The sequence below is a fragment of the Pantoea sp. X-Soil-OKNW-556 genome (assembly GCF_059730695.1).
In genome coordinates, this window is sequence record NZ_AP035991.1 from 486,050 (window position 1) to 509,389 (window position 23,340).

A 23,340-nucleotide genomic window follows, 5' to 3' on the forward strand; every position below is an offset into this window, starting at 1 on the left:
CGCGCACATCGTACGCGCCCCGATTGCGGTGATTGAGCAACACGGTGGCGGGGGTGCGCGTTGTATGCTGGCGGAAATTTTCGCGCCAAAGATCACTGACTGACCGTCGCCCCCAACTCACGCAACCAGCCAATCATGGCTTCGCTCCCGGGTTGGCTCAGGGTGCGCTGCGGCCAGGCGAGGAAGTACGGTTTACTGAGAGGCAGACTCAGTTCGTCAATCACCACCAGTTCGCCGCGAGCCAGTTCAGCGGCGATCAGGCGACGCTGTCCCAGTAGCAATCCGGCACCGGCCACTGCGGCATCAATCGCCAGCGAGGTCAGGTTAAAGCTAAACGCCGGTTGTGGTGTCGGTTCTATCCTGCCTTTTGCCTGAAACCAGCTACGCCAGTCCGGCAGAAAACGCCCCTCATTGCCCCAGTCGAGATGGATCAACGGCGCGTGGCTGAAGATGTCAGCCGCGGCATAATGCTGCAAGAGCGCCGGGCTGGCGACGGGCAGTACCTCGTCATGAAACAGCCATTGCTTATCCAATTGCGGATAACGGTCTTCACCAAAACAAATGACAAAATCGGCAGGTATGGCGGTGAAATCCACTTGCGCGTGGGTGCCGTGGAGCGAGAGATCGATATCCGGGCAGTGGGCGCGCCAGTCAGCCAGGTGCGGTAATAACCATTTCGATGCCAGGGCTGGCAACGCATAAACCGTCAGTCTGGGGGCAACAGCAGCATGGCGAATGTTTTGCTGACCGAGATGCAAAATATCAAATGCTTCCGTGACATAGCGCAAATACTCTTTGCCGGTGTCGGTCAGCATCACCCCAGTTTGTGTGCGCAGAAACAGCGCACTGCCCAACTGTTCTTCCAGTTGGCGAATCTGCTGGCTGACCGCCGCCGGGGTTAACGCCAGCTGCGCAGCCGCTTTTGCCAGGCTGCCTAATTCGGCCGCCACTTTGAATGACTGGATGACGCTGATTTTCGGCAAACGCGGCGATTGTGCAGGCATTAAGGCTTCCTTATCAGGGTATTAAGTATTTATCGTTACACAGCTATGCAGGCCGCAGCTAGAGTAGCATTACACCTGCTAATGATGAGAATTGTTGCTATGTCTGAGTCTCTGATACGTCTGGACCTGCATCCGCTGGCCGATCACAACTGGCGTGAACGCTGTCGCACGCAGCTCAACCAGCAAGGTGCGCTGGTGTTACGTCAATTTTTACAGCCCGCCGCTCTACAGGCGATCATTGAGGAAGGTAACGCCCAGCGCCATCTGGCTTACCATACCGTCAGCAAACATAACGTCTATCTGATGAAGCCTGATGAGGCATTGAGTGCCGATCATCCCCGCAATCGTGATGTCATCAGTACCAAAGGCTGTATCACCGATGATGCCATTAAGGCGGATTCCCCCCTGCGTCTGCTTTACAATGATGCGCTGTTCCAGTCGTTTTTATGCGATGTATTGGGCGAAGCGGCGCTCTATCCTTATGCCGATCCGCTGTCATCCATCAACCTGCACTACGCGCCACACGGCCAGGAGTTAGGCTGGCACTTCGATAATTCGTCGTTTGCCATCACGCTGCTGGTGCAGAAACCGCTGGCGGGCGGCGTGTTCCAGTACGTGAAAGATCTGCGCGACGCCGATGCCGGTGAGATGAACTATGACGGCGTTGCCGCCGTGCTGGATCAACGTCAACCGGTGGATGCGCTGGCGATTGACGCTGGCGATCTGGTGCTGTTCCGTGGTCGCAATTCACTGCATCGTGTCACGCCAACCGAAGGTGAGGTAACGCGTATGTTGGCGGTGCTGGCTTATAACACCGCCCCAGGGATTGCCCTGTCGGAAACCGCGCGTATGACGTTTTACGGACGGTTATAAACCGATAACCCCTTGCGTAGCGGCGCGATTTATCGCGCGGCTTTTTCCTGCATCGTGCACAGCATTGCGCGATAAATCACGCCGCTACGGGGAAATCATCATGTTAATGATGTATTCAGCGCACGCCAGCCTCGCAGAAAAATCTGCTGAGTACGAAACGCCACCAGCGCGCGCCAGTCTGCATCCGCTGGCCAGAAGCCTTCCACCAGCGCCTGCTTAATCACCTGGCCCGCAGCGCTGGCAGGATCACCATACAGATGCAGCCAGTGATCCTCCCGCACCCGCTGATGCATCTCTTCTCCGGCATAGGTACCGCACTCCACCACCAGCGGTAGAAGGGTGGTATCCGGCAATGAGGTCAGCAGAAATTGCGACAGATACCCGGTAGCCGTTGCGGTCACACCGGTTGCGCTCTCTCGCCCGGCACCGGTAAACAATAACGTCAGCCACTCACCGTAGATATCTTTGCCCCAGTCGTGGGCCGGATAATGTTGTTCGGCGATCGACAGCAGCATCGGATGCCCCCACGCCCCCGCCCCGGTATGCAAATCAAAACTGAGGAGGGTGGTGGCCCGTGACAAATGCTGCGCGATGATCGTCTGCATGGTGCGATAAGACCAGCTCGGCTGATAGCCGCCAAAAAAGAAACCGTCATCGGCAACGTATTGCCCCGCTTCCACCACGCGTTTCACCGCCTGCCAGCCGTCATGCGCCAGCGCCGTCGTCAGTTGCTGGTCGGCGCGGGTGCGGTCGCCGTGGTAGATATCGTGCCACTGCGCGTAGCCCGGATTGGCCGGTAGCGGTTGGCTGAAATCAATAAAGTTACGGTTGAGATCGATATTGTCTTCATTGACCCGGCGCAGATGCGCGGCCCCCCACGGGTTGAGCAGATGGACCATCAGCACGGCGCTGTCTGCCGGTAATGCATTGACGTCCAACGCCTCCAGCCAGGCAATTTGGCAATCCGATCCGTAATAACCTTCCACGCCATGAGTGCCGGAAACCACCAGCATCAGTCGCGAAGCCGATGCCGGCCCGATTAACGCCACATCGGTATAGAGGCTTTCACCTTGTGGGCCTGACAGTGGATGGGCATAGGATGTGATAACGGCACCCTTGCGTTCAGCGGCAGTCAGGAAGCGAGCACGTTGGGGAGTATATTGCGGTAGTAACATGGTTTTTTTGGGTTCCTGCGGATCGTAGCGACGCGATTTATCGCGCAGATTTTAGCCCGAAACAGCGCGATAAATCGCGCCGCTACGATCGAATGATCAAGGGTAGACTTTAAACTTGAAGTACTTTTTCGTCAGTTGGTCGTAGGTGCCGTTTTTGTGTATTTCCGCCAGCGCCGCGTTAATCATCTTCAGATTGGCCTCATCCCCTTTGCGTAATGCAATGCCAACGCCATCACCAAAAATCTTCTTGTCGGTCAGGGTGCCCTTAATGACGTAATCCTTGCCTTCCGGCTTGGTAAGGAAGCCTTGTTCGGCAGAGACCGCATTGCTGAGACTGCCATCGAGGCGACCGGCGATCAGATCCGGATAGACTTCCATCTGATTAGGATAGGAGACCACGTTAACCCCTTCCGGTGCCCATTTGGTTTTCGCGTAGGTTTCCTGAATAGTTCCCTGCGCCACACCAATAGTTTTGCCACGCAAGGTTGCCACATCGGTCGTCAGTTTGCTGGCAGCAGGAGCCAGCAATGCGCTCGGTGTGTTGTAAAGCATATCAGTGAATGCTACCTGCTGACGGCGCTTATCCGTCATCGACATCGCAGACAGAATCGCATCGAATTTTTTTGCCTGGAGCGCCGGGATGCTGCTGTCAAAACCCATTTCTACCCACTGGCATTTCACCTTTGCCTGAGCACAAATGGCGTTTCCGAGGTCAATATCAAACCCCTGTAATGAGCCATCGGCGGCTTTCGATTCAAATGGCGGGAAGGTGGGATCAACACCCAATCGTAAAGTTTGCTGCGCCTCAGCAAGGTGGGTAAAAGCAGTTAGGGAAAGCAGTAACGCGATGGACAGGCTTTTTTTCATTTTAAACTCCGAAATGCAGGTGGGTTTCAGCACGACATGTAGATTAAATAACATGACGTTGTTATTCCCGCCAGCAAATTACCCGGTTCCACTCAGAGTAAAATCTTATATTTGTCAGGAGGTTAGCCTGGCTTTATACGCCGTTAAATTTTCCTTAATCATTAAAATATCATGCCATCCTCACCACAAATAAAAGTAAGATGTCTAATATATAAGCCTGAGAACACGAATACCTGCGTCAGCTGATGATAAAAGGATGGCTGATATAAAATCTATATAATATATTCAGGAACGAATTTCATGGATAGAATTAAAAATCCCCCTACAATAAATGTGCCTGCCTGTTCATTACAAGATAATAGTCAACCACCACTGCCTGTATCGCAAGCAACCAATGTTTCAGCTCTGCCCAGTTCAAACAACGTCACTCAAGATGACAGATTGGACGACATAGATATTTATTTGCATGGGGAGTTGCAGGGTAAGCATCTGATTATATACCTGGAGAAATTTCTACCCACTGAGACAAAAAAACGAACATTCGTAAACATTCACTTCTGCACAACCGGGAAAAGTCTACCAGGAAACTTTAAAGGAATTATAAAGCTTGACAAGCAATATTTTAAAGGCCTTTACTTTAATTGGTTTGGATTTCGCAGCGAGGGAAACGAAATAACGAACAGCATCATTGAATCCGGGAAGTTTTCTTTGAGTTGGTTTAAATTTGACATGAGTAAAGTATTATGGGTCGGAACAACCATTGACGGCCTGTATGAAGGAAAACCCTCCACAATGAAAGCTGTGAGTTTTTCTTGCATCAACATTTCTTATGGGTCGCTTAAAAACCTTATTATTATCGACCATGACAGCACCTGTATAGAAAATGCAAACTTCTCTGCCAGTCGACTGGAGAATGTCAAATTTACCTGTGGCAATAAATATTATAATTTCGAAAAAACAAGCTTTATTAATATAACAGCATCCAATCTCACGTTTGATAAAGTGAAGTTGGTCAGCGATGTCAATTTCACTGGTGCCAATATTGATAACTTGCTTTTTTTACAGATGAGTGACCTGAGTGGTTTGGTTGCTGAAAACTATAAACCTCGCAGCATCCGACTCAGTCCTGTGATGGTGAAAGATGATAAGAATATTGACCTTTACCTGGATAGCATCAATAACTCCCGAAGTGGTGCGATTTTATTTAAAATTATGGACACCGTTAAAATTGACGCGATTTGGGTTGACTGGTTAGAACAAATTGTGGAATGGACCAGTTCAATTGCTGATTTACAACAGGCATGGATGCGTTCTGCTACGCTGCGCGAATCCATCATTACACAATGCTTTAACAAAAAATGTGCGAACTCAGCGTTAATCACTTCCTTCAGAGAAAAATGGCTGTCTGATTATGGAAAAACGTCAGTACTACCCAAAACACTCCATAATGAAATAATAAAGTCGCTGAGGCATAAAAATGACAACCATCTCATCCGCAATCAATTTCTGGTCAACCAATTCATTGGGACAGATGCTGACCTGAGAGAAAGATTTTTCAAAATCCATCCTATATCGGCAATAAAATCCTATATTGAACAACATATTTTCGAATCAAACCATGAAGGAAACATCTTCCCTAATATTTTCTTCAACCATACAAATGGGGAGGCAATGTATATTTCGCCAACTGATTTCTCCTTGCTGGTCACCGAAAATCAAATTCCGGTGCATTATGCTCTGCTAAAGCATCAACCTGGGTCTGAAGCCAAAATCATCTTTTTCCCTTGCGCACCGGAAAAACTTCATAGTTTCCTCACTCACTTCCCAGCCTTACACGATTTATGGAGTCGGGCCGGTATTAACCTCGCCCCGATTATTTCATTTTTGTTCTCTGCTCAATTGGATTTGAACAATGATGAAAATGCCAGGACTATGAAAATCAAAGAACATCTGATTTCGCTACTTACCCGGAAATCCACTGCCCCCATGAAAATTACGGGTCATGATGACCAACTTTTGTTGGGTTCTGTCCTGAGACGCTTTTATGCTACTGAAGAGAACGCAGTTGCAGTCGCCAGACAATTACGCCATGAACTGATCGTTCTCACCGTGGAACGACTGGCGCTGAAAAGCAACGAACTCCAGGATAACGAAAAAAAGGTTGCCGCCTATCTTTTACTGATAAGGATGGCCGCCGAAATGTCCTCTGAGCGCTATTGCGGCATAGAAGAAGACTCTCCCGAAGCGTTACGGAGGTTGGCCGATATACTTATCGACGACCTGGTGGAATTTTGGCCGGGAATAATAGATAAAATAACCGCAGGACACTGGAAAACATGTCTTTTTCCAGGACATTCAAATGCATTCCCATGCAGTGCCATTTTGGCTGATAAAATTGGTGCCTGGCTGCCAGGTGCCGCGTCAGGAGAAAAAATCCGCAAGATGGTCCAACAATTTTATCCTTTGTGACGGTTGTCTCTGCCCGGCACCGAAATGCGCGCCACCCAGTTGCCTGGATGGCGACTTTCATTAAATAAAAGTGAAAATCTCGTCACGCGGCAGGCGGGATTTCGGTAACGCCGCGTTGAAGTCTTCATCACTGCGATAACCCAGTGACACCAGCACCACGCTGGTCAGCCCTTTTTCACGCAGTCCCAGCGCCTGATCAAGCGCACGCTGGTCAAAACCCTCCATTGGCGTGGCATCAATACCCAGCATCGCCGCACCCAGCAGCAGGCCTCCCAGTGCCAGGTAAACCTGTTTTTCCATCCATTGCGGGATATCACGTTGTTCATAGCGATGGATATCTACATAGCCACGACGGCTTTTATCCTGCCCGGCCTTCGCCTCCGGTTTCAGAAAACGGCCATCCTGCTCTTCCTGCGCCAGCACATTTTGCAGATGCGCGTCATCAAGGTCGGTGCGCATGCACAGCGCGATAACGTGCGAGGCATTCAGCACTTTGGGGCCGTTATAGACGAACGCCCCCTGGGTCGACTGAGCAATCTGCTCGCGCCCTTGCGCCGTGGCAGCCACCACAAAGTGCCAGGGCTGAGAATTGACTGATGACGGGCTGTTGCGCAGCACGTTCAACAGGGTTTCGATCTCAGCATCCGGCAGGTTTTTACCCGCAGCAAAGGCTTTCACCGTATGGCGACGCGCCACGGCATCATTCAGCGTCATAGTCTTCTCCAGAACAGTCACAGTTGAGATGGCACTACCCTATCCGCTTCGCTAACCCCACGGTTAACGAATTGTGTTTCAATACGTTAAAAACCACTCAGCACAATTTTGCCGCGTGCTCGGCCGCTTTCGATTAAGGCATGAGCCTTACGCAGATTGGCAGCATTGATGGTGCCATGATGAGCACCTGCGGTGGTTTGCAATGTTCCTGCGTCAATCAACGCGCTGACTTGCTGCAAAATATCATGCTGACGCTGCATATCGGCGGTATGGAACAACGAGCGGGTAAACATCAATTCCCAGTGCAGTGAGATGGCTTTACGCTTCAACGGCACCACGTCCAGCGACTCAGGATCGTCAATCAACGCCAGTTTGCCCTGCGGAGCCAGCACATCAATTAACTGTGGATAGTAGCTGTCGGTATGGGTCAGGCTGGCGACATAGCGTACGTCGGCAATGCCTGATGCGGCCAACTGCTCAGCTAACGGTTTGTGGTGGTCAATAACATGGTGTGCGCCGAGTGAACGTACCCAGTCTGCCGTTTCCGGACGCGACGCTGTGCCAATCACTGTTAACCCGGTCAGCTTCGCCGCGAGTTGCGTCAGCATCGACCCTACGCCGCCAGCCGCGCCAATAATCAGCAACGCTGCATGTTCTTCCGGCTGCACCTCCAGGCGATCAAATAACAACTCCCAGGCGGTTAACGCGGTAAGCGGCAGTGCGGCGGCATCAGCAGCGCTCAGCGATTGCGGTTTATGTCCGGCGATACGCTCATCCACCAGGCCATATTCAGCGTAACTGCCGGGGCGAGTGATATCACCGGCATAAAAGACTTCATCACCGGGTTTGAACAGGGTTACGGCTTCGCCCACCGCTTCCACCACACCCACCGCATCCCAACCGAGAATGCGAGGTTGATCGGTTGGCGCACCGGCACGCACCTTGGTGTCCACCGGATTAACGGCAATGGCGTTAATTTTCACCAGCAGGTCACGCGCACCCGGCTGCGGTTTCGTCACATCGAGATCGTAGAGGGCATTTTCATCAGAAATCGGTAAACCGTTTTGGCTGTAAACAATGGCTTTCATGTTGAGGTTCCTTATTCTTCAAGGGTTTTAGCGAATAACGCGTAGCCTACGCCGCCTTTACAGGGTTAAAAACGCCACTTGCAGAGCAACACTTTCACTTTTAGAGTGAAAATCCACTGTCGCTGGGATGATGCAATGATTCGACTGGAAGATGTGACCTTATTTGTACGCTCCGCCGCGCTCGGCAGTTTTTCCCGTGCCGCGCGTGAGGCCGACCTGTTGCCTGGCCAGGTAAGCGCCGCGATTCAACGCCTGGAACGCGAGTTGGATAAACGGCTGTTTGCTCGCTCCACGCGAAGCCTGCGATTGACGGCGGAAGGAGAGAAATACCTGCCTTATGCGCAGGAGATGCTGGCACTGATGCAGGCTGGTGCTGACAGTTTGCAAAGCCAGGATGATGCGTTGTCCGGTGAACTCAAGATCGCGCTACCGTCCGATATCGGCCGCAATATCGTGCTGCCGCTGATAACCCAGTTTTGCCGCGAACACCCGTCCCTGTCGGTGCGATTGTCCCTTTCCGACCAGATCAGTGATGTATTCCGTGATCCGGTCGATATCGCTATCCGTTACGGCAAACTTGACGACAGCAGCTACGTCGCGTTGCCGCTGGCGGAGGATAATCGTCGTGTACTGGTGGCCGCACCCGCCTGGCTCGATCAACATGGCCGCCCGGAAAAACTGGAGGATCTTGCCCACCATCATTGCCTGCTCTTTGTCATGAACGGCCATGTGTATGACAAATGGACCTTTCCTCAGGAAGGCATGCGTCGTCAGATTACGGTAAAAAGCCGCTTATTATGTGATGACGCTGACGTGGCGCGCCGTTGGGCGGTGGCAGGAATGGGGATCGCCTATAAATCCTGGCTGGATGTTTGTGGTGATGTACAGGCCGGTCGGCTGGAAGTGGTGCTTCCGCACCAGCCTGGCGAAAGCACCCCACTGCATCTGATCTGCCCTCATCGCAAACAGTTCTCCCCGGCGATTCGCGCCTTGTATCAGGTGTTACGCACCCATCTGCGCGCGCTGACCGCGCAATTGGCGGCCTGATGGGTACTGCGCGATAAATCGCGCCGCTACAACCCGCACAACATCGTGCGTACCTGTCTCACGGTGACAGTTGCACCTGTTACACCCTGTCACAGCGAGACAGCTCCCGCGCAGAAGGGCCAATTTAATCTATTGATTTAAAATAAAATTATTCACCACTCCCCCTGGCACAGTTCTCGCTATAGCCACGCTGAGCTTCTGCACCGGCCACCCGCGTGGCAATGGACAGAAATAATGCCAGCCTCAAGGAGAACAACATGAAAGCGGCACGTTGGTATAAAGCACGCGATATTCGCGTCGATGATATTGAAGAACCCCAGGTCACTGCCGGTAAAGTTAAAATCAAAGTCGCATGGACCGGCATTTGCGGTAGCGATTTGCATGAATACATCGCGGGTCCGATTTTCGTCCCAGTGGAAAAACCCCACAAAATCAGCCATGACATCGCTCCTATCGTCCTCGGCCATGAGTTTTCCGGCCAGGTTGTTGAGGTCGGTGCAGGTGTCACCAAAGTGAAACCCGGCGACCGCGTGGTGGTCGAGCCGATCCTCTCCTGTGGCGAATGCCCGGCCTGTCGCGAAGGCAAATACAACCTGTGCGGCGACCTCGGCTTCCACGGTCTGTCCGGCGGTGGCGGCGGTTTTGCCAGCTTCACCACCGTGGCGGAGCATATGGTGCACCGTATGCCAGATGCCCTCTCATACGAACAAGGCGCGCTGGTGGAACCGGCTGCCGTGGCGTTGCATGCCGTGCGCATGAGCAAACTGAAAGCGGGCGACAAAGCTGCCGTGTTTGGTGCCGGCCCGATTGGCCTGCTGGTGATTGAAGCACTGCGTGCCGCAGGCGCTGCCGAAATCTACGTGGTGGAACTGTCCCCTCAGCGCGCAGAGAAAGCGCGTGAACTGGGTGCCAAAGTGGTGATCGATCCCAGCAAAGAAGATGCCGTGGCGAAGATCCGCGAGTTGAGCAACGGCGGCGTGGATGTAGCTTATGAAGTGACCGGCGTTCCAGTGGTGCTGAAACAATGTATCGACAGCACCACCTACGAAGGCGAAACCATCATCGTCTCGATCTGGGAAGGCGAAGCCTCCTTCCATCCCAACAAAGTGGTACTGAGCGAACGTAGCGTCAAAGGTATCATTGCCTATCGCCACATTTTCCCGGCGGTGATGGAACTGATGGCCCAGGGCTACTTCCAGGCCGACAAACTGGTGACGAAACGTATTGAACTGGCCGATCTGGTCGAACAGGGATTTGAAGCGCTGGTGAAAGAGAAACAGCAGGTCAAAATTCTGGTGCGCCCACCGCAGTGATAACCCTCGGGCCAGCCAGGCTGGCCCGTCTCTATTGCCGCTCTGGCAACTGAATACCTAACCGTTGCAGACGACGATACAGTGTCATGCGGCTGATACCGAGCTGGCGTGCCGCAGCGCTGATATTCCAGTGCACCGTGCGCAGTTGACGCAACAACGCTTCGTGCTGGTCATCGCTCGCAGGCGGCTGGAATGGCGCGACAAAGCACAGCGTATCAGGTAAGTCGTCCCACTCAATGACCCCGCTTTCACACATCGCCAGCGCGTACTGCAACGCATGATTAAGCTCACGCAGGTTCCCCGGCCAGCGATAATTGACCAGCGCCTGACGTGCCCGATCGCTGAGTTGCGCCCGCCCTGCCAGCATCTGCTCAATCAGCCAGTTGATATCTTTCCGTTCCCGCAGTGGTGGCAGGTGAACGCAGGCGCCTTGCAGGCGGTAAAGCAAATCTTCGCGGAATAACCCGTCAGCGACCCGTTGCGCCAGTGGATGGTGCGAAGCCGACAGCACGCGGATATCCACCTTTTGCGGCTGCCGCGCCCCAATGGGCGTCACTTCCTGCTCGGACAGCACGCGCAGCAGACGTGTCTGCATCTCCAGCGGCATATCGCCGATTTCATCCAGAAACAACGTACCGCCCTCGGCTGCCTGGATCAGGCCACGTCGCGCTTTACTCCCCGCCCCGGAAAAGCTGCCGGGCAGATGGCCAAACAATTCGCTTTCCAGCAGGCTGGCGGGGATTGCCGCACAGTTAACTGCAACGAATGGGCCTTTGCATCGTGGGCTGGCCTGATGAAAAGCGCGGGCAAAATACTCTTTACCGCTACCGGTTTCCCCCTGCACCAGCACATGCAGCGATGAGTCGAGCAAACGCGTGGCACGGCGCAGCTGTTGATCAAGTTGCGGGTCGCCACCGCTTAACGCGGCGAGTTTTGGTGACAACGTCACGCCTGTTGCGGGCGTTGGCCGCACCGGGTGTATTGTCTGCGCATAAAAACGCTGCTGTCCGCTGATATCTTCCAACTGCGGGGTATAAAGCAACTGTTCCATCGGGCCGGGAAACAGCGCGGAGAGCGGTAACCCAAGCGGTTGTGGGTGCGCTTTCAGCCAATGCCTCGCCGCCGGATTCAGTCCTGTCAGACGACCATGCGCATCAAACGCCAGCAAAAACTCCGGTTCGATATCATGCCAGGCAGGATTGCGGCTCAGCTTCAGCACCCAGTCGTGACGATGGCGGTGCAGCAACCAGGCATTTTCGATTTTCTGTGCCTGCTGCTGTGCCAGTTGCATCACCAGATGCTGGCTGGTACGCGGCTGAGGTGAGGTCAGCGCAGAAATATCGAGTACCGCCTGGAGATCCCCCTGGGAATCGAACAACGGCACGGCGCTGCACGTCAACGGAATATGAGTCGCATCAAAATGGTCAGTTTGATGGATGGTGATGGCCTGCCGCGTGGCAAGCGCGGTACCCACGGCACAGGTGCCGGATAGCGCCTCTGACCACTGCGCGCCAAGAAACAGCCCCGCGCGCCGCAAGCTGATTTCTGCGTTAACGTCGCCAAGATAATCAACGGCAACGCCCTGGGCATCGGCCAGCAGCAAAATGTAACCGGCCGGGGCAATCTGCTGATAAAGCTTATCCAGGCCCGGCTGCGCGACAAACCGCAGTTCTTCCAGCTGTTGACGATGCTCACGCAACTGCCCCGCAGGGAGAATACGCGCTTCCTGCAAACGGCTGGGATCGAGGCCGTGGTGATTGACACAGCGTAACCAGGATGCCTGAACGGCATCACTGCCTTGCGGATTCAACACCTGCGCCGTCGTCGCCTGCTCGACGCTGGCAACCACGTTGGCGATATGTTCGCGCTGGCTCAGATTCACAGCCTTTCTCCTGCGTTACACCCCGGATAAGTGGAGCCACAGCATAGCGAATTAACACCTAATTAACAGATCTGGCGTAGAAAAATGTCACCTGGCACGAAATAACCCTAAATCGGAACTTAATCCGCTACAGAGGGAATTATGGCGCTTTCACACGAACTGATGTTGATCTACACCACCTATTTTGTGGCTACTGCCAGCCCGGGTCCGAGCAACATGGCGATTATGGGCACAGCGATGAAACAGGGGCGTGGTGCGGCTCTGGCACTGGCGGGCGGTGTGATTGGTGGCTCGATGCTGCTGGTGCTGGAGATCGGCGGCGGGTTGTATCTGCTGTGGCTGGCAAGCGTCGCGGCGCGATCTATCGCGCTGTTTTTCACCCACACGATAAATCGCGCCGCGACGAATTTTGTTTAAATCAGGAATTGCCCGGCTTGCTGTCGGCCACTTCACTGAACGCCGGTTTCTGTTTGGACACAGAATAAACGACGTTTTTCGGACCTTTAGGATCGGTTGTCACGTCCACAGACTGAATTGTCACACGGCCAAAACCAAACAGCGTCTGCACGTAGCCACCGATTTTGTGTTTACCGGCTGAAACGTGGATCAATTTATCTTCGCCTTTCGTCAACAGACCGGCGTCCTGACCATCTACCGTCACATAAATCGCAGAACCATCATCGGTACGTGTCACTTCATGGGTAACGTTGATGATGGTCGGGCCTTGCTCGAACGGCGACGCGATATCATTCGTGGAGATAGGGGCCGGAGTCGTAGTCGACGCAGTGTTGCTGGTGGCGTGGCGCGCGCAACCAGTCAGTAATGTCGCAGCCATCAGGCTGGCAAGTGTAAGACGCGAAAACATCGTGACGAAAAACCTATTCTGAATAAGAAGCATTTATTTTAGCGTGTGACGAGAAGTGATGACAGTCACACAATTCCAGTATTTTCCGAATTCAGACGCAATCCGAACAGTTCATCGCACGCAATGCCAAAAGGTGGCGGTTTTCCCGCCACCTGCTGACACGAGATGATTGCGTGATACATCACGTCGCTACTGCAACGCGTAACGCGTCATCGGTGCCACCTGCTGAATCAGCCCATTCGCTTTCATATATTGCGCGAAAGCCTGATAACGCTGCGTATCCAGCGTTGCGCTGTGGCTGGCAAAATACGGCAACGTCGCCTGCCAGCCCTGACGATTCAGTGGCGTATTCAGTTCAGGATATTGCTTAATAAACGCCTGCCATGCCTGCTCAGGGTGTGCGCGTAACCAGGCGACACCGGCATCCAACCCGCGCAGAAACGCCGGGATACGTTTATCCTGCGCCGCCGTTTTCTGATTCGCCAGAATGATCAATTCGTCATAAGCCGGAACGCCAAAATCTTCCGGCTTAAAGACTACCGGCTTCGCGCCTTTGTCTTGCAGGTCCAGCAACTCATAGTTGCGGTACACCGTCATGGCCCCGTCAATTTTGTGCGTCAGCAGCGCCGACACCGCATCCATATTAAGGTTGATCAGTTTGACTGAGTCCGGGTCAACCCCCTGCGATTTCAGCATGTTGCGAATAGCGACATCCTCAAAGCCAGGGATGGCATAACCGAGCGATTTCCCGGCAAAATCCTTGAGTGAATGGATATCAGCGGAAACGGTGGTCAGGGTGTTTAACGGCTGATTGATCAGCGTACCCACGCGAATGACCGGGACGTCTTTATCCACCAGCGTGTAGAGCTGCGGTTGATAGCTGATCGCCAGATCGGCCTTACCGGCCGCCAGTAGCAAGGGCACTGAAGCGGAGTCAGCCGGGGCGATCATCTCCACATCCAGCCCCTCTTTTTTAAACGCGCCGCTGTATTGCGCGGCAAAAATGGCTGCATGATTCGGGTTAACGAACCAGTCGAGCAGCAACCGAACTTTTTCGTTCGCCTGAGCAACGCTGGAGGTCACCAGCAGTAATAACGCGGTTATCACCGTACCGAGGTTTTTCAAAATGCATCCTTATGTTGAGTGCCAGAGGGTTTTCTTACGTAGCAGGGCGACGCCGCCAGACAACAGCAACGCCAGAATCAGTAACAACAACAGCGCGGCGAAGCTGGTGGCGGTTTCCAGCCGGGCGTTGGACTGCATCATCAGGTAGCCCAGTCCTTCGCTGGCCCCTACCCATTCGCCAATCACCACGCCAATCGGCGCCAGCACCACCGCCATCTGTAAACCGGAGAAAAATTGCGGCAGCGCGGCGGGCCAGCGCACCTGCCAGAACAGGCGAAAGCGTGAAGCATTGAGGGTTTGCGCCAGCTCCAGCCAGCCCGGCGGTGTGCGGCACAGGCCATCAAACAAGGAGAGACACAGAGGAAAGAACAGGATTAACGCCGCCACCACCACTTTGGACGCGATGCCAAACCCCAGCCACAGCACCAGTAGCGGGGCCAGCGCAAACACCGGAATCGCCTGGCTGGCGGTGACCAGCGGAAACAGCAAGCGGCGTATCGTTGGACTTCCCGCCATCAGCACGGCAAAAACTATCCCCGCACCGACGCCCAACAACAGCGCCAGCACCATTTCCGCCAGGGTATATAACAAGTGATGCCACAGCAGCGCGCGATGCAGCCACAACGCCTCCAGCACCGCCTGCGGCGCGGGCAACAGAAAATTTGGCACGCCACTGTGGCGCGCCAGCAGCCAGGCGCATAACAACACCGCCAATAAGTAAATGGCGCTAAACAGATTTTTCTTCATCTTGATTCAATCGGGTAAACAACTGGCCCTGCGCCTGCAACAGGCCGGGATCATCGATCGTGCGGGGAGCCGCGCCGTCTGGCACCGGCCAGGCTTCGATCCGCAACGGCTGGCCACTCAGCAGCAGAATGTCATCCGCCATGCGGCAGGCTTCCAGCGGGTCATGCGTCACCAGCAGCACGGTTTTCCCCTGCAACAACGTCGCGGTCAGCGTTTGCAGGCTGAGTTTGGTCATCACATCCAGAGTGGCAAAAGGTTCATCCATCAGTACCACATCACGTTCGGCGTACAGGGTGCGCGCCAGCGCCACGCGTTGCCGCATACCGCCAGAAAGCGTCTCGGGCCGGGCATGAGCAACATCGGCCAGTTTGACCTGCTCCAGCAGATGCAAGGCCCGTGCGCGGTCTGGCTTTTCGCCATTCAGCCGTGCCACCAACATCACGTTGTCCTGCACCGACAACCACGGATAGAGCAAATCCTGCTGCCCCATCCAGGCCACGCTGTCGCTGATGCCACGTATGCTGCCCTGTTGCGGTTGCAGCAAACCGGCCACCAGACGCAGCAAGGTACTTTTGCCAATGCCGCTGCGCCCCAGCAACACCGTGGTTTTACCGCCACGCAGCCGCAAATCGAGGTGCTGACATAGCGGGTGCCCTCCCCAGCTAAAACTGAGATCGTGCAGCGTAATATCCGGGTTCATGGTCGATTGGCCGCCAGAATCGCCAGTCGGGTGCAGCCACGCTGCGCCAGCGCGCTTGCCGCCTGGGCAGCACGAATCCCGCTGGCGCACACCAGCACAATGCGCCGATCAGCAGGTGGCTGCCAGGCGTCAAGTTGTTGTGGCAGAATGCGTTGCGCCCAGGCCGCCACGCTAACCGGGGCTTCCTCGCGACTCCGCAACTCGACAATGCAATCTTCAGCGCTGAGAAGTCGGGTATCAATAAAGGGCACGCCAGGTTGATCCGGCTCGCCTGCGCCATCAAAACGGAACTGGCGAAAATGCCAGTGCACAAAATCGCAGTTGACCAGGCAACCCAGCGGCGAAGGTGCAAACCCCAGCAACACACTGAGTGCCATCTGCGCCTGTAACGCCCCGAGCGCGGCGACGGCCGGTCCCATCACGCCTGCGGTGTTGCAGTTGGCTGCACTGGTGGGTAAACATGGAAATAGCGCGCGGTAACTCGGTGCTGAACCGCAAAATCCGCCGACATAACCCTGTCGCCCCAGTACCGACGCGCTGATCAAAGGGATACCCAATGGATGGCAGGCATCCGACAGTTGATAGGTCACGGCGAAGTTATCCGCTGCGTCGATCACCAGATCGATATTATGTAGCGCCTGCTGCACATTGCTGGCGGTTAAGGACAACGGCAACGGCTCCACCCGCACCAGTGGGTTACGCCGCAGCAACGCGCGCTGCGCGCTGGTGACTTTAGGTTGCGCCACATCCTGCATATCAAACAGCGTCTGACGGTGCAGATTGTGCAGCGCCACCTCATCGTCATCGTACAGGCGGATATAACCGACACCCGCTCCCACCAACAACGGCAGGAGCGTGGAACCCAGCCCACCCGCGCCCACCACCAGCACCCGAGCCTGACTCAGCCGCTGCTGCCCCTGCTCGCCAATCTCTGGCAACATCATCTGACGTTGGTAGCGATCCATGATTACCCTCCTCCGCCGAAAGTCGCCAGGCCAAAGATCGGCGTGGAGGCGGCAGCCATATCGCGTTTCTCCATCAGGCCACCGTCATGGGCAGCTTTTCCTGCCTCGATCGCCTGGCGAAAGGCTCCTGCCATCCGCACCGGGTCACCCGCTTTAGCCACTGCGGTATTGAGCAGAATGGCATCGAAACCCAGCTCCATTGCCTGTGCTGCCTGCGAGGGGGCACCGATGCCCGCATCGACAATTAACGGAACATCACGGAACCAGGCCCGCATCGCGCGCAGGCCATCAATGTTACGTAGCCCCTGACCGGAACCGATGGGTGCGCCCCACGGCATCAGCACTTCGCAGCCGGCTTCAAGCAATTTTTCACCGACGATCAAATCTTCAGTGGTGTAGGGGAATACCTGAAAGCCATCGGCGCAAAGGATGCGTGCCGCTTCCACCAGCGCGAAGGGATCAGGTTGTAGCGTGTCGGCATGGCCGATCACCTCCAGCTTGATCCACGGGGTGTTAAACAATTCACGCGCCATCTGCGCTGTGGTCACGGCTTCCTGCACCGTGTGGCACCCGGCGGTGTTCGGCAGCACGCGTACATCCAGTTGCGCAAGTAGTTCACGGAAGGCGGCCCCAGCGGCCCCTTCACGCCGCAGACTGACAGTAATGATCTCGCTGCCGCCAGCCGCAATCGCCTGCTGCAAAATTGCCGGTGAGGGATAACCTGCGGTACCAAGCAGAAAGCGGGATTGCGGTTCAAAGCCATAAAACATCATTAGCCCCCCTGCATCGGTGATAACACTTCGAGCTGACAACCCTCTTCCAGTTGCTGACTGTCGTAGCGGGATTTGGGGACAAAAGTACCGTTGTAGGCGGTTGCCACGCAGGCCACGTCAATCTGCTGCTCACGCAGCAGTTCGGTCAGGGTACGGGCGGCCGTCAGCACCGGGCGACCGTTAAGCTGAATATTCATGAAGTTGTTCCGAAGTTAAACGCTGCATCAGTTGTTCCGCCATCAGCGGAGCCAGCAGGAAGCCGTGGCGGTACATCCCGTTAAGGTAAAATGTCCCGTTTTGATAGTGAATTTCCGGCAGATTTGCCGGATACGCCGGACGCAAACCGCTGGCGCTTTCGACAATACGCGCTTCGGCCAACGCCGGGTGGATGGCCCAGGCCGCGCTCAGCAACTCCATCATGGCACGGGCGCTGATCGGGCTGGCATCATGGCTTTCGACCATAGTTGCACCGAGCATAAAATGGCCGCCGCGACGCGGCACCAGATAGCAGGGAAAGCGCGGATGCAGCAGACGAATCGGGCGTGAGAAGCGCACCTCATCGCTGTGTAAAATCAACATCTCGCCACGCACCGCCCGCAGGCCTGGCAACGCTGTTGCCGCATGGATGCCCCGGCAGTCAATCACCTGCCCCGACGGCTTCCCGTGGTGAAAAGCCACCCCACGTTGCTGCAACTTTTCACGCATTTCATTCAGTGCCAGGCGAGGATCGAGATGCCCCTCCTGCGCAAAAAACAGACCACGGGCAAAGCGCCCGGCGAGGGCTGGCTCCACGTCTGCCGGATCAATCCATTGATGTTGTTCGGTCATGCGGGCAAAGCGGTTCAGTTCCTGGCTGTCGCGTGGTGGTGCCACCACCAGCGTGCCCTGATGTTCAACGCAACTGACGCGTTGTTGCCACCAGGCTGCGGAGTGCTGCCCCAGCTCAATGACGGCGCGTGGTGCGCTTTCTGCTTCACACCAGGGTGCGAGCATACCCCCGGCAAACCAGGAGGCGGGCTGACGCGTGTCATCACTAATCACTTCAAGCTGTTCACCGCGTTCGACGAGTAAGGTCGCCACACACAGGCCCGCAACACCGCCACCGAGTACAGACCAGCGGCTCATAGCGGGTATTCCGTAATACAAAGGGGAGAATTCACATCGGCCTCTCAGTTTTCGCACTGAGACCCGGGATACAGGAGGAGGGAAATGACACGCGCAACGGAAAAACGTCCCGATGTCAGACAGCCGAAATGACAGGCTGTCAGTCTTCCTACGCCAGTATCAACTGGGTCAGGTTCAAAGGGTCGCTAAGCCGCGCAGTGCGCTTTTAGCCTCTCAGTCTCTTGAGCGAGACTCCCCCGACGCGTCTATTTGTATTGCAGCCGCCAGGCTACGTCAAGTGTAAGCCCGGCAACAAAGCCTAACCTTTAAAAATTCCCTGTTTCAGGTTCATCCATTTTTCTCCATGATTTGCGCGTATTCTCGTCCCCTCATCCTGAAATCCGGCAGGTAAATTATGTGTGCTGATTCAATCATTTCAGCCATTCTGGTGTGTATATTCGGCGTGATCATTTTGTGGGTGGTGTTCTGCCCCTGAGCCGTCAGGCAAAATAAGAGTAGCGATGCCAGGTGAGCAGCGGAATTTTGCTGTCACTGAACGACTGACCGCTGCCCGGCTGTTGCAACAGGGCGAGGCACAGATCGATCTCCCGACGAATATCATGGCCGAGCACCAAATCCAGGGTGCCGTTCTCCAGCAGCAGTCGGCTCGCTTCACTCAATTCATGGCCGATAAATATCACCTGATCCTGTACGCCAAAATCGGTTAACGCGCGCGCCACCCCTTCGTTACCGCCTGCGGTGTTGTAGATCCCTGCCAACGGGTTCCCCCGCTCCAGCCATTTTTTTACGCTGAGATACGCGGTTTCCGCTTCGTCGTTAATGTTGACGCGATCACGAATGGTTAACCAGGGGAATGCCTCGCGCAACACGCGGCGAAAGCCAATCTCACGCTCCTCCTGGGTACGATAGGTCGAACTACAAATCAGCAGAATATTGCCCGATTGCTGTGCGGGCAGCATACGGCCCATAAACCAGCCCGCAGTGGCTCCGGCAGCGACCTGATCGATACCCACATAGGCGCTGCGCCGCGAATTGGGCAGATCGCTGGTCAGACAAATGACCGGGACCCCATCATCAATCGCCGCTTTAACCGCACGATTTATTTTTACCTCATCGCGACACACCAGGATGATGCCGCTACTGGTGGCGGCTCGCCGGGTAATCAGTTGGCTGAAGCGTTCGGCATTGAATTGCACGTTCGGCACGCTATCGAGGCTGAAATGGAGCTGGGGATAATCATTGATAGCAGCGCGTACCTGTTGCTCCACCTGATGGAGAAAACTGGAACCGGATTCGCAAATAATCGCAATGCGCGTTCTGTTAGCACTCGGGTTGCCGGTATCTGCGTTCAATCCCAGCCGCTGCATCGCGTCTGCCACTTTTTTGCGCGTCACTTCCCTTACGCCTTCGCGACCATTCAGCACCCGGTCAACGGTGGCGGGACTGACGGCAGCTTCCTGCGCGATTTGTTTGATCGACGGCGATTTCCAGTGATGTTGCTTCATGGCATGTCCTGATGTCATCTACCTCACAGGCAATCAGTATCCGTACATCCTGGCAAAAAGCCAAATCCATCAAGCGCATGAAATACAAGTAATTATTCACATTTGATGTTAGTTACATCAAAAAAGCCTGTGATCTACCTCATCAATTCATCACGCCGCCGGGGCTTTGTTTTGACTTGATCTGCACCCGCATCGATTAATAACGCCACAACCTTTCTACCCCCGAGGAATAACCAATGCTGAATGTCGCTTTATTGGGTGCCGGTCGTATCGGCCAGATCCACGCAGGAAATATCGCCGCCCATCCGCAGTGTCGGCTGGCGTATGTTATGGATGTCTATGCTCCGGCAGCGACAGCGTTGGCCGAGAAGTATGGCGCGACAGTTGCCGACCTCGCCACCATCCTGGCAGACAGCAGCATCGATCTGGTGGCGATTTGCAGTGCCACCAACACTCATGCCGATTTGATTGAAGCCGCCGCGAGAGCGAACAAAGCCATCTTCTGTGAAAAACCGGTCGATCTCAGCCTGGCGCGCGTGCAAAGCTGCCTTGCCACGGTGCGGGAAGCAGGTGTGCCGTTGATGATTGGTTTTAACCGCCGTTTTGATCCCAGCATGGCACACCTGCAATCCAGCCTGCGCGCCGGGGAGATTGGCAGCACCGAGCTGGTGACCATCAGCTCGCGCGATCCGGGTGCACCACCGCCGGAATACGTGAAAGTCTCCGGTGGCTTGTTCCGCGATATGACGATTCACGATTTTGATATGGCACGCTGGTTACTGGATGAGGAACCCGTCTCGGTATATGCCTCCGCTTCAGCGTTGGTTGATCCCCAAATCAAAGCGGCAGGCGATGTCGATACCGCCGTGGTCACCCTGACCTGTGCCAGCGGCAAAATGGCGGTGATCACCAACAGCCGTCGCGCCAGCTATGGTTACGATCAACGCATTGAGGTCCACGGTAGCGAGGGGATGTTAGCAGTGACCAATCAACTGGAAAGTCAGTTGGTGAAATCGGTGGCGATGGGGGTCGTGGCGCAAAAACCGCAGCACTTTTTCCTGCAACGCTACGCCGAAGCCTATCGCAACGAGTTAGCGACCTTTATTGAGGCACTGGCAAAAGGGGAAGGAGAATACCCGAGTGGGAATGATGGCTTGCAGGCCCTGCTGCTGGCTGATGCGGCGCTGGCATCGTTGAAAACCGGTAAACCGGTAGCACCGGCATCGTTGTTATAAGCGATAAAATTTTGCACCTATGTAGCGGCGCGATTTATCGCGCAAATGAGAACAGAGGAGGCCATCAGGCCTCCCCTTTATAACTTAACGCTGAGGATGATTCACTTCCAGCGGACGCAGATCAAACACCAATACTTCCGCATCTTTGCCGTTAGCGAATTGCAGCGCGGTTTCGTTACGTACGCGCGCACCGTCTCCGGCGTTAAACACCACACCGTTCACTTCGATGCTGCCGCGCGCCACATGGATGTAAGCATAGCGGTCGGCATCCAGCGCCAGGGTCTGCTGCTCGGCACCATCAAACAATCCGGCATAGATACGGATATCCTGGCGGATACTCAGCGAACCGGCATCACCCTCGGGCGATACAATCAGACGCAGCTGACCACGTTTGTCACCTTCAGCCACCGAAATCTGCTGGTAGCCAGGCTGGGTGCCGCGTTCTGCCGGTACGATCCAGATTTGCAGGAAATGCACGTTTTCCGCTTTAGAGTGGTTAAACTCGCTGTGCGTCACACCGTTACCGGCGCTCATCAACTGCACGTCACCGGGGACAATCACTGAACCGGTGCCCATAGAGTCTTTATGCTCCAGCGCGCCTTCCAGCACATAAGAGATAATCTCCATGTTGCTGTGCGGATGCGCACCAAAACCACGACCCGGTGCCACCTGGTCATCGTTAATCACCAGCAAATCTGAGAAACCGGTTTGTTTCGGGTCCCAGTAGTTAGCGAACGAGAAGGTATGGCGTGAATGCAACCAGCCGTGGTCACCAAGGCCGCGCTGGGCTGACAATCGTTGTTCAATCATGGTCTGCTCCTCAAATTTGTTGGTGGAAGACGATTTCGCTTCCTGATGGGACTCAGTATACGTAAACTGAAACGCCCAACAATGCGTTGCATTGACAATGACTGTCACCAATAAGTGGACAATATGCAGATAGATGACCTGCGCATTTATGTCGCCGTAATTAAAGCCGGTAACTTCACTGCGGCTGCCGAGCAGTTGATGCTTTCCAAACAATATGTCAGCCGCCGCATAGCCGCGCTGGAGGAGTCACTCGGGGCGCGCCTGCTCAATCGCAACACGCGCAAGTTGTCGGTGACAGATAACGGCCAGCTGTTTGCCCGCCATGCGCAGCGCATTCTGGATGATGTGCAGGAAGCGGAGTTGGCGGTATCCGGACGCCGTCAGGTGCTCCAGGGCAGTTTCCGTCTGAGCGTGCCGATGTCATTTGGTATCAGCCATCTTTCGCCCTATATCGCTGAATTCCTCAGCCTGCATCCGGCGTTGCAATTCCAGGTGGAGCTGGCAGACCGCTATGTCGATATGATTGGCGAAGGTTTTGATATGGCGATTCGCATCGGGACCCTGCCCGACTCCACCCTGATTGCCAAAAAGTTGGGTGAGTTTCGCCGGGTGATTTGTGCCAGCCCGCGCTACCTGCAAGGAGCCGATGCACCACGTAAACCTGACGATCTGCTCGATCACGCCTGTCTGCGCTATGGTCGCGAGAGCCAGACCGGCTGGGAACTGTTCCGGGGTGAACAGCGTGAGGTGATTAACGTGCAGGGACCGATGGTCAGCAACAACGGGGAGATGCTGCGCGATGCAGCGATGGCCGGGCTGGGACTGATTCTGTTACCTGAATTTATCGTCGCTCCTGCCCTCGCCAGTGGCGATTTAGTGACGGTGCTGGATGACTGGCACCCTTCTTCGTTGAGCCTGAATGCGTTGTATCCGCAGCATCGTCAGCGTAGTGAGGTGAACCGGGTTTTTATGGCGTTTTTGCAGCAGAAGCTGGCTTAAACGTAGCTATATTCCGTAGCGGCGCGATTTATCGCGCGCCTTTGACATCATGAACGCGG

23 protein-coding genes, 1 pseudogene and 1 riboswitch are annotated in these 23,340 nt (G+C 55.0%); of the genes and pseudogenes, 8 read left to right on the forward strand and 16 right to left on the reverse strand.

Annotated elements, in window-relative coordinates; all coding sequences use genetic code 11:
• Window positions 1-7 precede the first annotated feature (7 nt).
• Window positions 8-103: an arginine deiminase-related protein gene (locus tag AC6I8T_RS22910; protein ID WP_208726574.1), complete on the forward strand. Its 96-nt coding sequence runs from the start codon at window positions 8-10 to the stop codon at window positions 101-103.
• On the opposite strand, the gene AC6I8T_RS22915 is transcribed toward AC6I8T_RS22910, so the two are convergent.
• The gene (locus AC6I8T_RS22915; RefSeq protein WP_208726310.1) at window positions 93-1,004 is read right to left on the reverse strand and encodes a LysR substrate-binding domain-containing protein; all 912 of its coding nucleotides are present in this window, start codon (window positions 1,002-1,004) and stop codon (window positions 93-95) included. The genes AC6I8T_RS22910 and AC6I8T_RS22915 overlap by 11 nt on opposite strands.
• 99 nt (window positions 1,005-1,103) lie before the next feature.
• On the opposite strand from AC6I8T_RS22915, the gene AC6I8T_RS22920 reads away from it, so the two are divergent.
• A complete protein-coding gene (locus tag AC6I8T_RS22920) occupies window positions 1,104-1,877 on the forward strand; it encodes a HalD/BesD family halogenase (protein ID WP_208726309.1) in 774 nt (257 codons plus the stop codon).
• A gap of 98 nt (window positions 1,878-1,975) precedes the next feature.
• Here the strand turns inward: AC6I8T_RS22920 and AC6I8T_RS22925 are convergent, their stop codons facing one another.
• Window positions 1,976-3,052 carry a DUF2817 domain-containing protein gene (locus tag AC6I8T_RS22925; protein ID WP_208726306.1) on the reverse strand — a complete coding sequence of 359 codons (1,077 nt, stop codon included), beginning with the start codon at window positions 3,050-3,052 and terminating at the stop codon, window positions 1,976-1,978.
• A gap of 96 nt (window positions 3,053-3,148) precedes the next feature.
• A complete protein-coding gene (locus tag AC6I8T_RS22930; RefSeq protein WP_208726304.1) occupies window positions 3,149-3,919 on the reverse strand; it encodes an ABC transporter substrate-binding protein in 771 nt (256 codons plus the stop codon).
• A gap of 300 nt (window positions 3,920-4,219) precedes the next feature.
• Between AC6I8T_RS22930 and AC6I8T_RS22935 the strand changes: the two genes are divergently transcribed.
• Complete coding sequence (locus tag AC6I8T_RS22935) at window positions 4,220-6,388, forward strand: hypothetical protein (RefSeq protein ID WP_497834461.1); 2,169 nt, start codon at window positions 4,220-4,222, stop codon at window positions 6,386-6,388.
• A gap of 60 nt (window positions 6,389-6,448) precedes the next feature.
• Here the strand turns inward: AC6I8T_RS22935 and nfsB are convergent, their stop codons facing one another.
• Complete coding sequence (gene nfsB / locus AC6I8T_RS22940) at window positions 6,449-7,102, reverse strand: oxygen-insensitive NAD(P)H nitroreductase (protein ID WP_208726300.1); 654 nt, start codon at window positions 7,100-7,102, stop codon at window positions 6,449-6,451.
• 86 nt (window positions 7,103-7,188) lie between these two features.
• A complete protein-coding gene (locus tag AC6I8T_RS22945) occupies window positions 7,189-8,190 on the reverse strand; it encodes a zinc-binding alcohol dehydrogenase family protein (RefSeq protein WP_497834462.1) in 1,002 nt (333 codons plus the stop codon).
• 135 nt (window positions 8,191-8,325) lie between these two features.
• Here AC6I8T_RS22945 and AC6I8T_RS22950 point away from each other — a divergent pair, with 135 nt between their 5' ends.
• Entirely contained in the window at window positions 8,326-9,237 is a 912-nt protein-coding gene (locus AC6I8T_RS22950) for a LysR family transcriptional regulator (protein ID WP_208726296.1), read from the forward strand.
• A gap of 257 nt (window positions 9,238-9,494) precedes the next feature.
• The gene (locus AC6I8T_RS22955) at window positions 9,495-10,550 is read left to right on the forward strand and encodes a 2,3-butanediol dehydrogenase (RefSeq protein ID WP_415174357.1); all 1,056 of its coding nucleotides are present in this window, start codon (window positions 9,495-9,497) and stop codon (window positions 10,548-10,550) included.
• A gap of 31 nt (window positions 10,551-10,581) precedes the next feature.
• Here the strand turns inward: AC6I8T_RS22955 and AC6I8T_RS22960 are convergent, their stop codons facing one another.
• Complete coding sequence (locus AC6I8T_RS22960; RefSeq protein ID WP_208726292.1) at window positions 10,582-12,432, reverse strand: sigma-54-dependent Fis family transcriptional regulator; 1,851 nt, start codon at window positions 12,430-12,432, stop codon at window positions 10,582-10,584.
• 141 nt (window positions 12,433-12,573) lie between these two features.
• On the opposite strand from AC6I8T_RS22960, the pseudogene AC6I8T_RS22965 reads away from it, so the two are divergent.
• Window positions 12,574-12,795: pseudogene (locus AC6I8T_RS22965) on the forward strand (LysE family translocator); the annotation flags it as partial.
• A 55-nt stretch (window positions 12,796-12,850) separates the two neighbouring features.
• Here the strand turns inward: AC6I8T_RS22965 and AC6I8T_RS22970 are convergent.
• The 9 genes from AC6I8T_RS22970 to AC6I8T_RS23010 all read right to left on the reverse strand — a co-directional run bounded on the left by AC6I8T_RS22970 (window position 12,851) and on the right by AC6I8T_RS23010 (window position 20,237).
• Window positions 12,851-13,297 carry a hypothetical protein gene (locus tag AC6I8T_RS22970; RefSeq protein WP_208726290.1) on the reverse strand — a complete coding sequence of 149 codons (447 nt, stop codon included), beginning with the start codon at window positions 13,295-13,297 and terminating at the stop codon, window positions 12,851-12,853.
• A gap of 189 nt (window positions 13,298-13,486) precedes the next feature.
• The gene (locus AC6I8T_RS22975) at window positions 13,487-14,422 is read right to left on the reverse strand and encodes an ABC transporter substrate-binding protein (protein WP_497832986.1); all 936 of its coding nucleotides are present in this window, start codon (window positions 14,420-14,422) and stop codon (window positions 13,487-13,489) included.
• Between the two features lie 9 nt (window positions 14,423-14,431).
• Window positions 14,432-15,169 (reverse strand): ABC transporter permease, encoded by a 738-nt coding sequence (locus AC6I8T_RS22980; RefSeq protein WP_497832987.1) that lies wholly within the window; start codon window positions 15,167-15,169, stop codon window positions 14,432-14,434.
• Window positions 15,150-15,869 carry an ABC transporter ATP-binding protein gene (locus tag AC6I8T_RS22985; protein ID WP_208726279.1) on the reverse strand — a complete coding sequence of 240 codons (720 nt, stop codon included), beginning with the start codon at window positions 15,867-15,869 and terminating at the stop codon, window positions 15,150-15,152. The genes AC6I8T_RS22980 and AC6I8T_RS22985 overlap by 20 nt, the downstream gene beginning before the upstream one ends.
• A complete protein-coding gene (locus AC6I8T_RS22990; RefSeq protein ID WP_208726277.1) occupies window positions 15,866-16,834 on the reverse strand; it encodes a HesA/MoeB/ThiF family protein in 969 nt (322 codons plus the stop codon). The genes AC6I8T_RS22985 and AC6I8T_RS22990 overlap by 4 nt, the downstream gene beginning before the upstream one ends.
• Before the next feature lie 2 nt (window positions 16,835-16,836).
• Entirely contained in the window at window positions 16,837-17,604 is a 768-nt protein-coding gene (locus AC6I8T_RS22995) for a thiazole synthase (protein ID WP_497834521.1), read from the reverse strand.
• A 2-nt stretch (window positions 17,605-17,606) separates the two neighbouring features.
• Window positions 17,607-17,804, reverse strand: coding sequence for a sulfur carrier protein ThiS (gene thiS, locus AC6I8T_RS23000; RefSeq protein WP_208726275.1), 198 nt, complete (start codon window positions 17,802-17,804; stop codon window positions 17,607-17,609).
• Window positions 17,788-18,732, reverse strand: coding sequence for an FAD-dependent oxidoreductase (locus tag AC6I8T_RS23005; RefSeq protein WP_497834463.1), 945 nt, complete (start codon window positions 18,730-18,732; stop codon window positions 17,788-17,790). The genes thiS and AC6I8T_RS23005 overlap by 17 nt, the downstream gene beginning before the upstream one ends.
• A 128-nt stretch (window positions 18,733-18,860) precedes the next feature.
• Window positions 18,861-18,980, reverse strand: a riboswitch (TPP riboswitch).
• 231 nt (window positions 18,981-19,211) lie between these two features.
• The gene (locus AC6I8T_RS23010) at window positions 19,212-20,237 is read right to left on the reverse strand and encodes a LacI family DNA-binding transcriptional regulator (RefSeq protein WP_208726271.1); all 1,026 of its coding nucleotides are present in this window, start codon (window positions 20,235-20,237) and stop codon (window positions 19,212-19,214) included.
• A gap of 236 nt (window positions 20,238-20,473) precedes the next feature.
• On the opposite strand from AC6I8T_RS23010, the gene iolG reads away from it, so the two are divergent.
• The gene (gene iolG, locus AC6I8T_RS23015; RefSeq protein WP_208726263.1) at window positions 20,474-21,472 is read left to right on the forward strand and encodes an inositol 2-dehydrogenase; all 999 of its coding nucleotides are present in this window, start codon (window positions 20,474-20,476) and stop codon (window positions 21,470-21,472) included.
• Between the two features lie 84 nt (window positions 21,473-21,556).
• Here iolG and AC6I8T_RS23020 read toward each other — a convergent pair whose 3' ends face one another.
• A complete protein-coding gene (locus AC6I8T_RS23020) occupies window positions 21,557-22,282 on the reverse strand; it encodes a pirin family protein (RefSeq protein WP_208726262.1) in 726 nt (241 codons plus the stop codon).
• Between the two features lie 123 nt (window positions 22,283-22,405).
• Between AC6I8T_RS23020 and AC6I8T_RS23025 the strand changes: the two genes are divergently transcribed.
• Window positions 22,406-23,281, forward strand: coding sequence for a LysR family transcriptional regulator (locus AC6I8T_RS23025; RefSeq protein ID WP_208726260.1), 876 nt, complete (start codon window positions 22,406-22,408; stop codon window positions 23,279-23,281).
• The last annotated feature ends 59 nt before the right edge of the window (window positions 23,282-23,340 follow it).

Coding starts and splice junctions, on each gene's coding strand:
- AC6I8T_RS22915 (WP_208726310.1), bottom strand. CDS start 1,004: ATGCCTGCACAATCGCCGCGTTTGCCGAAAATCAGCGTCATCCAGTCA.
- AC6I8T_RS22920 (WP_208726309.1), top strand. CDS start 1,104: ATGTCTGAGTCTCTGATACGTCTGGACCTGCATCCGCTGGCCGATCAC.
- AC6I8T_RS22925 (WP_208726306.1), bottom strand. CDS start 3,052: ATGTTACTACCGCAATATACTCCCCAACGTGCTCGCTTCCTGACTGCC.
- AC6I8T_RS22930 (WP_208726304.1), bottom strand. CDS start 3,919: ATGAAAAAAAGCCTGTCCATCGCGTTACTGCTTTCCCTAACTGCTTTT.
- AC6I8T_RS22935 (WP_497834461.1), top strand. CDS start 4,220: ATGGATAGAATTAAAAATCCCCCTACAATAAATGTGCCTGCCTGTTCA.
- nfsB (WP_208726300.1), bottom strand. CDS start 7,102: ATGACGCTGAATGATGCCGTGGCGCGTCGCCATACGGTGAAAGCCTTT.
- AC6I8T_RS22945 (WP_497834462.1), bottom strand. CDS start 8,190: ATGAAAGCCATTGTTTACAGCCAAAACGGTTTACCGATTTCTGATGAA.
- AC6I8T_RS22950 (WP_208726296.1), top strand. CDS start 8,326: ATGATTCGACTGGAAGATGTGACCTTATTTGTACGCTCCGCCGCGCTC.
- AC6I8T_RS22955 (WP_415174357.1), top strand. CDS start 9,495: ATGAAAGCGGCACGTTGGTATAAAGCACGCGATATTCGCGTCGATGAT.
- AC6I8T_RS22970 (WP_208726290.1), bottom strand. CDS start 13,297: ATGTTTTCGCGTCTTACACTTGCCAGCCTGATGGCTGCGACATTACTG.
- AC6I8T_RS22980 (WP_497832987.1), bottom strand. CDS start 15,169: ATGAAGAAAAATCTGTTTAGCGCCATTTACTTATTGGCGGTGTTGTTA.
- AC6I8T_RS22985 (WP_208726279.1), bottom strand. CDS start 15,869: ATGAACCCGGATATTACGCTGCACGATCTCAGTTTTAGCTGGGGAGGG.
- AC6I8T_RS22990 (WP_208726277.1), bottom strand. CDS start 16,834: ATGGATCGCTACCAACGTCAGATGATGTTGCCAGAGATTGGCGAGCAG.
- AC6I8T_RS22995 (WP_497834521.1), bottom strand. CDS start 17,604: ATGTTTTATGGCTTTGAACCGCAATCCCGCTTTCTGCTTGGTACCGCA.
- thiS (WP_208726275.1), bottom strand. CDS start 17,804: ATGAATATTCAGCTTAACGGTCGCCCGGTGCTGACGGCCGCCCGTACC.
- AC6I8T_RS23005 (WP_497834463.1), bottom strand. CDS start 18,732: ATGAGCCGCTGGTCTGTACTCGGTGGCGGTGTTGCGGGCCTGTGTGTG.
- AC6I8T_RS23010 (WP_208726271.1), bottom strand. CDS start 20,237: ATGAAGCAACATCACTGGAAATCGCCGTCGATCAAACAAATCGCGCAG.
- iolG (WP_208726263.1), top strand. CDS start 20,474: ATGCTGAATGTCGCTTTATTGGGTGCCGGTCGTATCGGCCAGATCCAC.
- AC6I8T_RS23020 (WP_208726262.1), bottom strand. CDS start 22,282: ATGATTGAACAACGATTGTCAGCCCAGCGCGGCCTTGGTGACCACGGC.
- AC6I8T_RS23025 (WP_208726260.1), top strand. CDS start 22,406: ATGCAGATAGATGACCTGCGCATTTATGTCGCCGTAATTAAAGCCGGT.